The sequence below is a fragment of the Prauserella endophytica genome, assembly GCF_005146945.1.
GTDB lineage: Bacteria > Actinomycetota > Actinomycetes > Mycobacteriales > Pseudonocardiaceae > Prauserella_A > Prauserella_A endophytica.
Genome location: NZ_SWMS01000002.1, coordinates 501,308 through 515,197, shown reverse-complemented (window position 1 = coordinate 515,197; position 13,890 = coordinate 501,308). Strand labels below are relative to the sequence as shown.

At 72.4% G+C, this 13,890-nt stretch carries 12 protein-coding genes; 4 read left to right on the top strand and 8 right to left on the bottom strand.

What is annotated here, in order from left to right:
* Positions 1-11: 11 nt before the first annotated feature.
* From FCN18_RS06315 to FCN18_RS06300, 4 genes are all read right to left on the bottom strand, one after another.
* Positions 12-854 carry a hypothetical protein gene (locus tag FCN18_RS06315; protein WP_137093786.1) on the bottom strand — a complete coding sequence of 281 codons (843 nt, stop codon included), beginning with the start codon at positions 852-854 and terminating at the stop codon, positions 12-14.
* Between the two features lie 75 nt (positions 855-929).
* Complete coding sequence (locus FCN18_RS06310) at positions 930-2,084, bottom strand: amidohydrolase (RefSeq protein WP_137093784.1); 1,155 nt, start codon at positions 2,082-2,084, stop codon at positions 930-932.
* Entirely contained in the window at positions 2,081-3,496 is a 1,416-nt protein-coding gene (locus FCN18_RS06305) for an aldehyde dehydrogenase family protein (protein ID WP_137093782.1), read from the bottom strand. Before FCN18_RS06305 ends, FCN18_RS06310 begins: the two co-directional genes overlap by 4 nt.
* Before the next feature lie 35 nt (positions 3,497-3,531).
* Positions 3,532-5,103 carry a GMC family oxidoreductase gene (locus FCN18_RS06300; RefSeq protein ID WP_137093780.1) on the bottom strand — a complete coding sequence of 524 codons (1,572 nt, stop codon included), beginning with the start codon at positions 5,101-5,103 and terminating at the stop codon, positions 3,532-3,534.
* Positions 5,104-5,224: 121 nt separating this feature from the next.
* On the opposite strand from FCN18_RS06300, the gene FCN18_RS06295 reads away from it, so the two are divergent.
* The gene (locus tag FCN18_RS06295) at positions 5,225-5,695 is read left to right on the top strand and encodes a GbsR/MarR family transcriptional regulator (protein ID WP_137093778.1); all 471 of its coding nucleotides are present in this window, start codon (positions 5,225-5,227) and stop codon (positions 5,693-5,695) included.
* 10 nt (positions 5,696-5,705) lie between these two features.
* Here FCN18_RS06295 and FCN18_RS06290 read toward each other — a convergent pair whose 3' ends face one another.
* The 3 genes from FCN18_RS06290 to pdhA are packed head-to-tail and all read right to left on the bottom strand — an operon-like array spanning position 5,706 to position 9,046.
* The gene (locus tag FCN18_RS06290; protein ID WP_137093775.1) at positions 5,706-6,935 is read right to left on the bottom strand and encodes a dihydrolipoamide acetyltransferase family protein; all 1,230 of its coding nucleotides are present in this window, start codon (positions 6,933-6,935) and stop codon (positions 5,706-5,708) included.
* Positions 6,928-7,929, bottom strand: a complete 1,002-nt coding sequence (locus tag FCN18_RS06285; RefSeq protein ID WP_137093981.1) for an alpha-ketoacid dehydrogenase subunit beta — start codon at positions 7,927-7,929, stop codon at positions 6,928-6,930. The genes FCN18_RS06290 and FCN18_RS06285 overlap by 8 nt, the downstream gene beginning before the upstream one ends.
* A gap of 16 nt (positions 7,930-7,945) precedes the next feature.
* Positions 7,946-9,046 carry a pyruvate dehydrogenase (acetyl-transferring) E1 component subunit alpha gene (gene pdhA / locus FCN18_RS06280; protein ID WP_137093773.1) on the bottom strand — a complete coding sequence of 367 codons (1,101 nt, stop codon included), beginning with the start codon at positions 9,044-9,046 and terminating at the stop codon, positions 7,946-7,948.
* 118 nt (positions 9,047-9,164) lie between these two features.
* Here pdhA and FCN18_RS06275 point away from each other — a divergent pair, with 118 nt between their 5' ends.
* On the top strand, positions 9,165-9,662 hold the full coding sequence (locus tag FCN18_RS06275; RefSeq protein ID WP_137093771.1) for an Lrp/AsnC family transcriptional regulator: 498 nt from the start codon (positions 9,165-9,167) through the stop codon (positions 9,660-9,662).
* Between the two features lie 209 nt (positions 9,663-9,871).
* A complete protein-coding gene (gene bla / locus FCN18_RS06270) occupies positions 9,872-10,795 on the top strand; it encodes a class A beta-lactamase (RefSeq protein ID WP_137093769.1) in 924 nt (307 codons plus the stop codon).
* A 134-nt stretch (positions 10,796-10,929) separates the two neighbouring features.
* Here bla and FCN18_RS06265 read toward each other — a convergent pair whose 3' ends face one another.
* Positions 10,930-12,468, bottom strand: coding sequence for a PucR family transcriptional regulator (locus FCN18_RS06265; RefSeq protein WP_113644376.1), 1,539 nt, complete (start codon positions 12,466-12,468; stop codon positions 10,930-10,932).
* A gap of 157 nt (positions 12,469-12,625) precedes the next feature.
* On the opposite strand from FCN18_RS06265, the gene FCN18_RS06260 reads away from it, so the two are divergent.
* A complete protein-coding gene (locus tag FCN18_RS06260; RefSeq protein ID WP_137093768.1) occupies positions 12,626-13,888 on the top strand; it encodes an NAD(P)/FAD-dependent oxidoreductase in 1,263 nt (420 codons plus the stop codon).
* The last annotated feature ends 2 nt before the right edge of the window (positions 13,889-13,890 follow it).

Genomic DNA, 13,890 nt, shown 5'->3' with positions numbered 1-13,890 from the left:
CGCTCAGCGGCTCACTTCGCGGGCAGCGCCCCGACCTGGTCGGCGGGTGGCTCCTCCACGGACACCGGCGCGCCCCAGTCGTAGTACTTCATCGAGAGGAGCGCGTCGCTCACGAACATCCCCGGCTCCTCCTCGCCGGCGACCCGCGCGATGGCGTCGCGCATGTCCATCTCGATCAGCAACGGCAGGTCCCTGCCGTCGATCCACACCGAGACCGGCACCCTGCCCAGCTCGACGCCCTCGGGGAGCAGGGCCGGGTCCGCGGCCATGCCCTGATGCTCCAGCAGCTGCTCGTAGTCGACGTCGATGACGTACTTGGTGGTGTCTCGCCCGTCCACCTTCTGGTTGTGCTCGACGTCGAGGATCTCACCCGAGCCGGCGAGCAGCTCCAGCTGCTTGGTGGGGTCGCTCGTCTCGAGCATCCGGTCCATGTCGAGCTGCAGCCCGACGAAGTCCTCGTACGAGGCCGAGACCCACGGCTTGTCCGTGGGCAGGCCCGCGGGACCTGCCAGCTCCGGTGGCATCCGCAGGTAGAGGGTCTCGCCGAGCATGCGCAGCTCGTAGGTGTACGACTCGCCACCCATGGACGTCAGGTCCATGGTGGCCACCATCTCCATGGCGATGTCCTTCCCGGCGAAGGTCCCCGAACCCTCGCCGGTCATGGACATCGCGCCCACGTCCATGTTCAGGAAGAACCTGGCCGACTCGAACTCGGCCGCGCTCTGCTCCGCCGCGCGGACCAGGCTCTGCACCCGGTCGTCGGCCCCACCGGCCGTGCCCCCGATCTCCTGAGCGCACCCGCTGACGGTCAACGCCATCGCCATGACACCGGCGGCGAACAGCCTTCTTCCCATGAACGCGCCCTTCGTTGGTCCCGTTCGCGCGGAGGCGCGACGACCCCATCCTTACGGGCGAACCGCACGAACCGGTCACGATCTTGTTGCGGGGTACCTCGCGGCGACATCGGCGGCCGTCCAGGCGAGCGCGATTGCTCCGTCGACAACGGCGCGGTCGGCCGCCGGGGTGACGCACGCGGCGGCGAACTCGGGCTGGTGGTTGACCGCGGGCAGGCAGTCGAGGCCCAGCATGGGATGGATCGCCGGGACGCGATGCGACACGTTGCCCAGGTCCGTCGCCGCACCCGCGAACGTGCCCTCGGCCGGGAAGCGGCGGCCCAGCGCCTCGGCGTTCGCCCGGTAGAGCGTCACCATGGCCTCGTCGTGCACGACCTCGGCGTAGTCGGGACAGGCGGGCTCGATCGTCAGCTCGCAGCCGGAGCCCACCGCGCCCGCCTCGAAGCAGGCGAGCACCCGTTTCTTGAGCGCGGCCAGCTCAGCGACATTCCCCGAGCGGACGATCCAGTTGCCGGTGGTGTGCTCCGGGATCACGTTGGCCGCCGCACCGCCGTCGGTGACGATGCCGTGTACGCGGTCGCCGTCGCGCGTCTGCTGGCGCAGCAGGCCGATGGCGACCTGCGCGATGGTCATCGCGTCCGCGGCGTTGACCCCCTGTTCGGGATGGGCGCCCGCGTGCGCGGGACGCCCCCGGTAGGTCACGCCGAGCACCGAGACGGCCGATCCGCGCCACCGCGCCGCCTCCTGTGCGGCGGGGTGCACCATCATCACGGCGTCTGCCGTGTCGAACGCGCCGCGTTCGAGCATCAGCACCTTGCCCCCGCCGCCCTCCTCGGCGGGTGTGCCCAGCACGGTGACGGTGAGCCCCAGCTCGTCGGCCACCGGAGCGAGGCCGAGCCCCGCCCCGACCGCGGCGGCCGCGATGATGTTGTGGCCGCACGCGTGGCCCATCCCGGGCAGGGCGTCGTACTCGGCGCACACGACCACGTGGCAGGGTCCGGACCCGGCTGTGGCGCGTACCGCCGTGGGCAGGCCGTAGCACCCGTGCTCGACCGTGAGACCACCGAGGGCCAACGCCTCGGCGACCCAACCGCTCGCGAGCGTCTCCTCGAACGCGAGCTCGGGGTGGGCGTGAATGCGGTGGGAGAGCGCGAGAAGACCTTCCTCCGCCGCCCGGATCCGCGCGGCGATGTCCCGCTTCGCGGCGCCCGGCGCCGTCGGTGCGGTCACGGCGCCGCCACGTGGACGGTCGCCGGGCGGGTCGCGGCGTCGTAGGCCGCGTGCGCACCGGTGGCCCCCATTCCGCTGTCGCGAGCGGGTTCGTAGACGCGCCCGGGACCGCCGCCCTGCCATTCGTTCACCCATGTCACCGCGGCCGGGATCGCCGCGGCCTCGGCGACGTGCGCCGGGTCGCGCGTGTAGACGGTCGCCGCGAGCCCGAACGACGACCGGCTCGCCTTCTCCACCGCCTCCTCCCACGAGGCGACGACCTGAACCGGCGCGATCGGCCCGAACGTCTCCTCCCGGAGCACGAGCATGGAGTCGTCCACACCCGTGAGCACGGTCGCGGGGTAGAAGAACCCCGGTCCCGGAGGGACAGCGCCGCCGACGCGCACGGTCGCTCCGCGTTCGACCGCATCGGTCACCTGGCGGTGCACGATGTCCCGCTGGCGCCCGTCGACGAGCGGGCCGAGGACGGTCTTGGCATCGTGCCCGTCGCCGGTGGTGTAGGTGGCCGCCGCCTCGCAGAGGGCGGTCACGAACTCGTCGGCGACGTCCGCGTGCACGTAGATGCGTTCCATCGAGGTGCAGATCTGGCCGGAGTTGACGAACGCGCCGAACGCCACGGCCTGCGCGGTGGCGACCGGGTCCACGTCGGCGTCCACGACCACCGGGTCCTTGCCGCCCAGCTCCAGGATCGCCCGGTGCAGGCCCCGGCCCGCGGCCGCGCCGACTTCCTTGCCCGCCGCGACCGATCCGGTGAAGTGCACCAGCTCGACACCGGGGTGGGCGGCGAGCGGGGCGCCGGCGCGGCCGTCGCCGTGGACCAGGTTGAGCACGCCGTCCGGCAGGGTGAGCAGCTCCACGAGCCTGGTCACCGACAGCGGGCACCGCTCGGAAGGCTTGAGCACCACGGTGTTTCCCGCGGCGAGCAGCGGTCCGAGGGCGATCAGTACATTGAGGACCGGGAAGTTCCATGGTGTGATGAGCGCGGTGACGCCGAGCGGGTGGCGCAGAACCCTCGTGACGCTGCCGTCGTCGTGTTCGGTGGTGACGTCGAAGGAGTACGTGCGTGCCTCGGCGCACGCGCCCCGCAGGGCGGCGACCCCGGACTCGATGAACGTCGTGCCGAGGGCAACCGGTTTGCCCATCTCGCGGCACTGCAGCTCCGCGAGTTCTCCGGCGTGGTCGGCGACCGCGGCCGCCGCCCGCTCGAGCCTGCCGAGCCGCTCCTCGAGCGTGAGCGCGGCCCAGGCCGGCTGTGCGGCGGCGGCCGCCGCGACCGCGCGGTCGACGTCGGCGGCACAGCCTGCCGGCCAGTGCGCGATGACCTCGCCGGTCGCGGGGTTCACGAGGTCGCCGGCCGCGTCGGTGGCCGAGGGCTCCCACCGGCCGCCGATGTGGTTGCGCAGGATCGTCACGGGCTCATCTCCTTGGCAGCTGGGCGTTGTGGTGGTCATGCGCGCGCGATCCGGTCGGCCATCAGCTCGCCCGCCATGATCGCGGTGAGGTTGGTGTTGGCGCGCGGGACCGAAGGGAAGATCGACGCGTCGACGACCCGGAGCCCGTCCACGCCGAGGACGCGGCATTCCGGATCGACCACGGTCCTGGCGTCGTCCGGATCGCCCATGCGGCATGTGCTGGTTGCGTGCTGCGCGTCGGCGGCCGTGGCCAGGAGGTGGTCGTCGAGCCGGGCGTTGTCGTCGAGGACCGACAGAAGCGTGGTGTTGACGCGGTCGACCGGCCCGTCCGAGATCGCGGCCACCGCGTCGCCGCGCGCCAGCTCCACCAGCGCTCGGATGCCTTCGCGCAGCCGCGCGAGGTCGCGCTCGTCGGAGAGCATCGCCTCGCGCACCTCGGGTTGAGCCGTGCACTCGGCCGAGGTCAGGCTCACCGTTCCGCGCGAGAACGCCTGGTTGACCCACACCCCGAACGCACCGGCGCCGAATCGCAGGTCGGCTGTCTCCATGGACAGCACGTTCTGGTTGAGGGACACGAACATCATGTCCAGCGGATGCGCGTCCGGAGCGTCGCTGGTGTAGCGGACGCAGACGTTGGTGTGGCGGTCGTCCGCGGTACGGATGGCCGACTCCTCGTTCAGCGGGATCGCCACGCCCACCATGGGGTGGTCCTGCAGACCTCGCCCCACCGGGAGGTCCGCGACGACGTCGATGTCCAGTGAGCGCAGCTGGTCCGCCGGCCCGATGCCGGAGCGCAGCAGCACGGCCGGGGAGTGCACGGCACCCGCGCTGAGCACGACCAGGTCCGCCCGTTCCTCCACCGCGCCGTCCTCGGTCAGGTACCGCACCCCGACCGCCCGGCCGCCGCTGGTCAGCACGCGGTCGACGAGGGCGCCGCCCCGGACGGTCAGGTTCGCCAGTTCCCGCGCGGGCTCGAGGTAGCCGTCGTTGACGGTGACCCGCCTGCCCTCGCGTGAGTTGATCGGGTAGGGGGAGACGCCGACCGCGCCCGGCGCGTTGACGTCCTCGGCCCAGGCGTGACCGGCCGCGAGCGCGGCCCCGCGCAACGCGGTGTCGACCGACCCCCAGGATTCCCTTGGCATCCGGTGGATCGGCGTGGGCCCGCCCCGGCCGTGGTAGGGGGCGTCGCCGAACTGCTCGTCGTGCTCGGACCGGCTGAAGTACGGCAGCACGTCCTCCGGCGACCAGCCCTCGCAACCCCAGCTGACCCAGTCGGTGAAGTCCTCCATCGGCGGGCGGATCGCGATCTGACCGTTGATCGACGAGCTGCCACCGGTCCCCCGGCCCCGCCAGTAGAGCGCGGCGTCCTGCTTGTCCGTCCTCGTCGCCAGCAGATCGGGCCACACCAGCTTTTCGGTAGCCAGCGGGTCGAGCAGAGCGCGAACCGGGTTCGGCGAGCGCCACACCTCGGGCAGCTCGGCCGAGCGGCAGTCGGGCCCCGCCTCCAGCAACAGGACCCGCCGCCCGGTCGCCGCGAGCCTGCTGGCCAGCGGTGCTCCGGACGAGCCCGCGCCGACCACGATCACGTCCCAGCCGTTCTTCGTCATGCTGGACCTCCGGGAATTCTCAACGGCAACCGGGATTCGGCCGCTGGTGTCCGGTACTATGACCCCGGCAACAACTCTCAGTCAATACTGAATTCTCAATCTGGACTGAAACGAGGCTCGCGTGTCCGACACCAGCACCCGCTCCGACGCCGCCGAGCTGCTGTCCGAGGACTTCGCCACCGTCATCGGGCAGACCATGGGCTGGCCTCCCATGGCCGGACGGACCGCGGCCGTACTGCTGCTCAGCGCGGAACCGATGACCGTCCAGCAACTGCAGGACGAGCTCAGCGCCAGCGCGGGGTCGGTGTCGGAGATGACCCGGCTGCTCATCACCAACGGCGTCGTCCGCCGGTTCAAGGCACCGGGAACGCGGCATTTCGTCTACGAATGGCGCCCGGACGCGTGGGCGGGCTGCCTGCAGCACCAGCTCCACCAGACCGAGCGGCTGCGCGAGCTCGCCCACCGCACGGAGCGGCAGGGCCGTGCGCTGAGCGAGCAGCAACAACGCAGGCTGAGGGACATGGCCGCCTACTACGACTTCATGGTCGCGCGGCTCGGCGCGTTGCTCGAGGACTACCGCTCCGGGCTCTGAGGCCCGCGGCTCACAGGTCTCCGAGCGCGGCCACGGGCGACTCGACGCAGTCGGCGACGAACCGCAGGAACCCGCCGGCCGTGCCCCCGTCGCACACGCGGTGGTCGAAGGCGAGGGTCAGCTGGCAGACCTTGCGGGGCACCACCTCTCCACCGGTCACCCACGGCCGCTCGATGACCCGGCCCATACCGAGGATCGCGGCCTCGGGGTGGTTGATGATGGCGGCCGAACCGTCCACACCGAACACCCCGTAGTTGTTCACGGTGAAGGTGCCTCCGGTGAGCTCGGCCGGGCTCAGCGTGCCCTCCCTGGCGGCCGTGGTGCGCGCGCCGATCGCCTCGGCGAGCTCGCGGGTGCTCAGCCGATCGGCGTCGGGCACTACGGGCACCACGAGACCGCGTTCGGTCTGTGCCGCCAGCCCGAGGTGCACCGCGCCGAGCACGACGATCTCGTCGCCCTCGACGCGCGAGTTCAGCTCCGGGTAGCGGCGCAGGCCCGCGACCGTGAACCTGGCCAGCAGCGCCAGCAGGCTCACCGGCCGCCCGGGATCCTTCGCGTTGAGCACGGCCCTCGCGGCGAGCAGCTCCGTGGCGTCGGCATCCACCCAGACCGTCGCCTCCGGGATCTCCCGGCGCGAGGTGCTGAGCTTGTCGGCGACGGCCTTGCGCAGGCCCCGCAACGGGATCCGGCGCTCGTCCCCGTTCTCCCTCGGCACGGGCACCTCGGCCGCTCGCTCGTTGAGCACCGCCTCGACATCGGCCCTCCGGATGACGCCGGCGGGTCCGCTGCCGGTTACCGAGGCCAGGTCGATCCCGTTCTGCCGCGCGAGCCTGCGCACCAGCGGGGAGATCACGGCGGGCCGCCCCGGCGCAGGCCGGTCCAGCACCGCGGCGCCCCTCGCGCCACGCCGCCGTCGCGGCTGCGCGCTCGGCGTGCCGTAGCCGATCAGGACGTTTCCGCTGCCCTCCTCGGCGGTCACCACGCCGGGTTCGGCGAGCCCGGTGTGCTGGGGCTCCACCGTGATGAGCGGCGAACCCACGGCCAGCGTCTGGCCCTCCTCGCCGTGCCGGGCCGTGACCACGCCCGCGAACGGCGCCGGCACCTCCACGGCGGCCTTGGCGGTCTCCACCTCCACCACGGGCTGGTCGATGCCGATCTCCTCGCCGACGTCCACGAGCCAGCGCACGATCTCCGCCTCCGTCAGGCCCTCGCCGAGGTCCGGCAACAGGAAGTCAGGCATCGCGCACGCTCCCCTGGGCCGCGAGGGTGACCTGGTCGTCCCACTGCAACCGGTCGATGGCATCGAGGATCCGGTCGACATTCGGCAGGTGACTGGACTCGAGTTTCGGTGGCGCGTAAGGGATGTCGAACCCGGTCACCCGCAGCACCGGCGCCTCCAGGTGGTGGAAGCACTGCTCGCTCACCCTGGCGGCGATCTCCGCGCCGTAGCCGCAGAACCCAGCCGCCTCGTGCACCACCACGGCCCGGCCGGTGCGCCGCACCGACTCGGCGATCGTCTCGTCGTCCACAGGGGACAGCGTGCGCAGGTCGACCACCTCGACGTCCCTGCCCTCCTCGGCCGCGGCCTCGGCGGCCGCCAGCGCCGTGGCCACCATCGGGCCGTAGGCGATCAGCGTGATGTCGGTGCCCCGCCGCCGGATCGCCGCCCTGTCGAACGGGGTTCCGGTGCGGTCGAACGACACCGGTTCCCTTGCCCAGTACCGGCACTTCGGTTCGAGGAACACCACGGGATCCGGCGACTCGATCGCGTCGCGAAGCAGGTCGTAGGCATCCTGGGGCGTAGCCGGTGTGACCACCCTCAGGCCGGGCGTGTGCGTGTAGTACACCTCGCTGGAGTCGCAGTGGTGCTCCACCCCGCCGATCCCGCCCGCGTACGGGATGCGGATCACCATGGGCAGCTCGACCCGGCCACGGGTGCGGTTGCGCAGCTTCGCCACGTGCGAGGTGATCTGCTCGAACGCCGGGTAGGCGAAGGCGTCGAACTGCATCTCCACCACCGGCCGGAAGCCGCCCATGGCCAGCCCAACCGCGTGCCCGACGATGCCGGACTCCGCGAGCGGCGTGTCGAAGCACCGGTCCTCGCCGAAGTCGTGGGTGAGCCCGTCGGTCACCCGGAACACCCCGCCGAGCGGGCCGACGTCCTCGCCGGACACCAGCACCCGGCCGTCGTCCTTGAGCGCGTCCCGCAGCGCGCTGTTGAGCGCCTGGGCCATCGTGAGCTGCTCCACGTCATCCCTCCTGCGCGGCGAGTTCGGCGCGCAACGTCTCGCGCTGCGCGGCCAGCTGGCGGGTCGGTTCGGCGTAGACGTGCGCGAACAGCCCGAGCGGATCGACCTCGGGCTCGGCGTTCATGCGGGCCCGGAACCCGGCCGCGAACTCCTCCGCGGCAGCCGCGTCGGCGGCGACGTCCTCCTCGGTCAGCACGCCGCGCTCCCGCAGGTGCGTTTCCAGGCGCCGCACCGGATCCGCAGCCCGCCAGCGCTCGACCTCGGCCGCATCGCGGTAGCGGGTCGCGTCGTCGGCGTTGGTGTGAGCGTCCATCCGGTAGGTGTGCGCCTCGACGAGGAACGGCCCGCCGCCGCGCCGGGCGTGCGCGACCGCGTGGTCGAGCACCGACAGCACCGCGACGAGGTCGTTGCCGTCGACCTGTTCCGAGGCGACGCCGTAGCCGACGCCCTTGTAGGCGAGGGCGGGCGCCCTGGTCTGCTTGGCGAGCGGCACCGAGATCGCGAACCCGTTGTTCTGCACGAAGAACACCACCGGCACGTGGAAGACGGCGGCGAAGTTCAGCGCCTCGTGGAAGTCACCCTCGCTCGTGCCGCCGTCGCCGATGAGCGCCAGCACCACCCGTTCCTCCCCGCGTCGCCGGATGGCGTCGGCGAGTCCGGCCGCGTGCAGCGTCTGCGTGGCGAGCGGGGTGCACTGCGGTGCGGTGAAGGTGGCGTGCGGGTCGTAGCCGCAGTGCCAGGTGCCGCGCAGCAGTTCCATCAGCTGCACGGGGTCCAGGCCGCGGGCGACGAGCGCCATCGAGTCGCGGTAGGTCGGAAACAGCCAGTCGTCGTCGCGCAGTGCGAGCGCCGCGGCGATCTGGCACGCCTCCTGCCCCGCCGCCGACGGGTACACGGCCAGCCTGCCCTGCTTCGTCAGAGCCGTCGCCTGCGTGTCGAACCGCCTGCCCAGCACCATGCGCCGGTACGCCTCGCGCAGCCGCTCCGGCGACGGCTCGGTGTAGCCGGGCGGCGGCGGGCCCGCGGTACCGTCCTCGGCCACGAACCGGACCGGCTCCCCCGCGGGCAGCAGACCGGTGACGTTCTGGGGCTGAGCAGCCATCGCACACCGCCTTCCGTCGTTCTCGGTGTCGAGAATGCTGCCCACCGGCACACTGCATGTTCAACGATCTGCCAGAATCAGCGACAAACGGCCATCAACAGAGGGGCTTCCCGACCAGATGTCCAACACCAGTGCTCCCGAGGGCCTGCCCGCTGGACGAACGGCGGCCGCCCTCGACGCCGTCGACCGCGCCATGCTGGACGTGCTGGCCGACGACGCCCGTATCTCCGTGCGCTCGCTGGCCGAACGGCTGGCCATCTCGCGCGCCAACGCCTACTCACGACTGGACCGGCTGCTTCGCGACGGCGTGATCACCGGATTCGGCGCGCGGATCGATCCGCAGCTGGCCGGGCTCGGCACGAGCGCCTACGTGCTGGTCACCGTCGAGCAGACGGCGTGGCGGGCGCTGAAGGACGCGCTGGGCGCGATCCCCTACGTCGAGCACATCGCGCTGGTGGGCGGCGACGTCGACGTGCTGCTGCTGGTCCGCACCCCCGACAACGCCACCCTGCGAGACGTCGTGCTCGGCCGGATCCAGGCCGTGGACGGTGTGCGGGCGACCCGGACGTGGCTGGTGTTCGACGAGTTCCCCGGCGCAGGCTCGCCGCTGAGCTGATTGCTCCCCAAGGCCACCTTCGTTGCGTTGAACGCAACAAAGGTGGCCTTGGGGGCCGGCACCTCCGTCGCCGCTCGCCGGCCGGGCGAACGGGCGGCACCTGGCTCTATACCGGCACGGCATGAGTGCCGCCCGGATCGGTCTTGAACGCGGTCACCGCACGTCGTGAGACTGGCCTGGCACGACCAGGAAGATCGAGAGGACCACCCTTGCCCATCCAGTCCGCGCGCCGCCTCGCGGCGGCCGCCGCTCTCTCCCTGCTGGCACTCACCGCCTGCACCGCCAGTGGCGAGCCACCGGCTCGCCAGTCCTCGGCGTCGTCCGCCCCGGCCGAGGCGAGCACGGCCGCGACGGCCGAGCGCGAGTTCGGTGAGCTGGAGCAGCGGTTCGACGCGCGGCTCGGCGTGTACGCCGTGGACACCGGCACCGGCCGGGAGATCAGCCACCGCGCCGACGCGCGCTTCGCCTACTGCTCGACGTTCAAGGCGCTCGCCACCGCGGCCCTGCTCAGCGAACGCACGATCGCCGAACTGGACGAGGTGGTGCCCTACACCGTGGACGACCTGGTGACCTTCTCCCCCGTCACCGAAAAGCACGCCGGCGCGGGCCTTCCGCTGCGGGAGCTCATGGACGCCGCCGTGCGCTACAGCGACAACACGGCCGGCAATCTGCTGCTGCGTGAGCTCGGTGGGCCGAAGGGCCTGCAGGCCGCGCTGCGCGAGGTCGGCGACCAGACCACGCACGTCGACCGGTTCGAGCCCGAGCTCAACGAGGCCACACCCGGCGACATCCGCGACACGAGCACACCCAGGGCACTGGCCACCACACTTCGTGCCTACGCACTCGGCGACGCGCTGACCGCGGACAAGCGAGCGATCCTCATCGACATGCTCCGCCGCAACCTCACCGGCGACGAGCTGGTCCGTGCCGGGGTGCCGGATGGCTGGGTGGTCGGCGACAAGACCGGCACCGGTGGCTACGGGACGCGCAACGACATCGCCGTCGTGTGGCCGCCCGACCGCGCCCCGATCGTGATCGCGATCATGTCGAGCCGCGCGGAGCAGGAAGCCGAGCCGGACAACGCTCTCCTCGCGGAGGCCACGAAGACGGTGGTGGAAACGCTGCGGAGCTGACGGGCGGGTGAGTGCGGGCTGAGCGACACGGCCGGGGCCACGTCGCCGCGTGTAGCCGGCTTCCCACTGCGGCGACGGATGCCGGCCGAACCGCCCGGCGCGCGAAGCCGGTCGCGCGGGTCCGGTATCCGCGATCACGCGTCGTGGTCGCCGATGGCCAGCGTGATCAGCATCGCCAGCCGCTTGCCGGGATCCTCCAGCTCCAGGTTGACGATCTCGGCCATCTTGCGCATGCGGTAACGAATGGTGTTCGGGTGCACGCCGAGTCGCGCCGCGGCGGTGTTGAGGTCGCCCTGCGCCTCCAGCCAGGCGCGCAGGGTCGTCAGGAACCGCGTCGCGTTCGCCTCGTCGTGCCGGGCGAGCTCGACCACGGGCCCTCGGGACGGGATGCGCCCCGAGGAGGCGGCCGTGCGCAGGCGCTGCAGCAGGATCTCGTCCCACGACTCGTCGTAGCAGACCGCCGGGGTGCCGGGCCGGGTGGTGTGCAGGGCCAGGCTCTCGTCGGCCTCCTGCCTGCTCGCCGGGATCTCGCCGGGCTCGGCGGGCGCGCCGATGCCCGCGGCCGGCGTGACGTGGGCGGGCAGGCCGTGCACGAGAGCGCGCAGCCAGTCGCGGGCGGCGCCGGGGTCCTCGTCGCATGGCAGCAGCGTGTAGACGGTGTTGCCGAACAGCGTCGTCCGCCCCGGACGCGACCAGCCGAAGCCGGTGGTCGCGCGTTCGAACGCGAGCAGGATGGCGGCGTGCCGCTCGCCGCCGGTGTGTGCCTGCAGCGCGATCACCCGCAGCGGCCGAGGCGGCAGGCCGAGCTTGCCGAGCACGGCGGTCGCGTCCGGGGTGCCCTCCAGCAGCTGGATCACCAGCTCCGACTCGACCTGCCGTTCGAGGTCCGCGCTCACGCGCGAGCGGAGCAGGTGCAAGGCCACCGTGTGGGCTCCGTCGGCGAGCGCCCGTGCCCGCGCGGGATCGAGCGGCCCGTCGCACGTGACCCACAGCGAACCGAGCAGTTCCCGGCCCGCTCGGACGGCGACGACCGTGCGCCCGCGCATCCCGTGCTCGGGTGCTGCCTCCACGTAGCAGGGCTCGTCGGAGATCGCGAGGTGGGTGAACACGCCGCGCCGCTCGAACAGGGCGCGCACCGGCTCAGGCACCCGCCTGCCCAGGATCGTGTCGAGTCGCGCCGGGTCGGCGTCGTTCTGCACGCTGGAGTAGGCCATCACCCTGGAGAGCTGGTCCTCGATGGTGACCGGCCCTCCCACGGCCGCGGCGATGGTGTCGGCAAGGGCGAACAGGTCGCTCGGGCCCCGGCCGGACTCGGTCTCGCGACCCTCGAGCACGAGCCCGTAGACGACCCCGGCCACCTGGCTCCAGGACACCCGCGGGTCGACGAGCAGCAGGCAGAGCCCGTGGGCGTCGGCGGTGCCGAGCACGTCGCCGGGCGGCCGCTCGTCGGTGCGGACGAGCACCGCCCTCGCCTGCCCGCCGATCGCCAGCTCGACCGCGCGAGCGACATCGGGGATGCCGACCGCCAGCAGGACGTCGCCCACCATGGGGTCGGCCGCGGTGGGGTCGTGCATGACGACGCTGTGCAGTTCGGTGTCGCGACCACGTCCGTGGCCCGCCACCCGGATGCCGTAGCCGCCCAGCACGTTGATCAGGTGATCCAGTCTGACCATCTACCGACCCGTCTCCACCGCGAAAGTTCCGACGAGCCTACCGCTGGCCGAAAGGGACAACGAGCTTCGGCATATTTGTTCGTTCCGGACAACCATCGAACGGTCCCGGTCGCCCATCCTCGCGATGTGGAGTTCGCACGGATCCGGGAAGGTGCTCATGGGTGAGGTCGGTCGGAGCTCTGAGGGACCACGCACGGCGCTCGTCGTCGGCGCCGGCGTGGTCGGGCTCTCCACCGCGTGGTTCCTTCAGGAGCGCGGTGTCGCCGTCACGGTGGTGGACCGGGCCGGGCCCGCGGCCGGCGCGTCCTGGGGCAACGCGGGCTGGCTGGCCCCGGGCCTGGCCCTGCCGCTGAACGAGCCGGGGGTGCTGCGCTTCGGGCTGCGGTCGCTGTTCGACCGCGCGGCCCCGCTGCACGTGCCCGCGTCGCCCGACCCACGGCTCTGGCGGTTCCTGCTGCGGTTCGCCGCGCACTGCAACTGGCGCGCCTGGGAACGGGTGGCGCAGGCCAACCTCGCGCTCAACGCCGAATGCCTGGAGGCCTTCGACACGCTCATCGCGGGCGGCGTGCGGGCAGCGACCCCGCAGGCGCCGGTCACGGCGGTCTTCGAGTCGGCCGGACATGCCGCGGGACTGCTCGCCGAGCTGGCCCGCCTCCGGGACGTCGGCCAGGAGCTGTCCTACCGGGGACTCACCGAAGGCGAGCTGCGCGAATGGCTGCCGCAGGCGTCGGAGCGCACGGGAACCGGCGTTCGCGTGGACGGGCAGCGTTACGTCGACCCCGGTGAGTTCGTCGCGGCCCTCGCGGACTCGGTCCGGGAGCGCGGCGGCGTGATCCGCAGCGGTTTCGACGTCGTCGACATCCGGCCCCATCGCCACGCCGCGACGGTGCGCTCCGCGTCTGCCGGAACGCTGTCCGCCCAGGTCGTCGTGCTCGCCACGGGGGCGTGGCTGAACAAGCTGACGAGGCGCTTCGGGGTCCGGGTGCCCGTGCGCGCCGGCCGCGGCTACTCGTTCACCGTCGCGACCGACGAGCCGGTGCCCGGACCCGTCTACCTGCCCGAGGCCCGCGTCGCCTGCACGCCGTACCAGGGCGGCCTCCGGGTAGCCGGGACGATGGAGTTCCGCGGGCCGGACGCCGCTCTGGACCCGGCCCGGATCGACGCGATCGTCGCGTCGGCGCGGCCCTTCCTCACCGGTGTCCGGTGGGAGGAGAGGCGGGACGAGTGGGTCGGCCCTCGGCCCGTGACGCACGACAGCCTGCCGGTGATCGGCGCGACGGCGGCGCCGGGGGTGTACGTCGCGGGCGGACACGGCATGTGGGGCCTCACCCAGGGCCCGGTGACGGGACGGCTCCTCGCCGAGCAGATCACCGCGGGCAAACAGCCGGAGGCGCTGCGCGAGTTCGACCCGCTGCGCTGAAC

Bases quoted from the DNA above. Each gene is read 5' to 3' on its own strand.
- FCN18_RS06315 (WP_137093786.1), bottom strand. From the start codon at position 854: ATGGGAAGAAGGCTGTTCGCCGCCGGTGTCATGGCGATGGCGTTGACC.
- FCN18_RS06300 (WP_137093780.1), bottom strand. From the start codon at position 5,103: ATGACGAAGAACGGCTGGGACGTGATCGTGGTCGGCGCGGGCTCGTCC.
- FCN18_RS06290 (WP_137093775.1), bottom strand. From the start codon at position 6,935: ATGCCTGACTTCCTGTTGCCGGACCTCGGCGAGGGCCTGACGGAGGCG.
- FCN18_RS06285 (WP_137093981.1), bottom strand. From the start codon at position 7,929: ATGGCCCAGGCGCTCAACAGCGCGCTGCGGGACGCGCTCAAGGACGAC.
- pdhA (WP_137093773.1), bottom strand. From the start codon at position 9,046: ATGGCTGCTCAGCCCCAGAACGTCACCGGTCTGCTGCCCGCGGGGGAG.
- FCN18_RS06275 (WP_137093771.1), top strand. From the start codon at position 9,165: ATGTCCAACACCAGTGCTCCCGAGGGCCTGCCCGCTGGACGAACGGCG.
- FCN18_RS06265 (WP_113644376.1), bottom strand. From the start codon at position 12,468: ATGGTCAGACTGGATCACCTGATCAACGTGCTGGGCGGCTACGGCATC.
- FCN18_RS06260 (WP_137093768.1), top strand. From the start codon at position 12,626: ATGGGTGAGGTCGGTCGGAGCTCTGAGGGACCACGCACGGCGCTCGTC.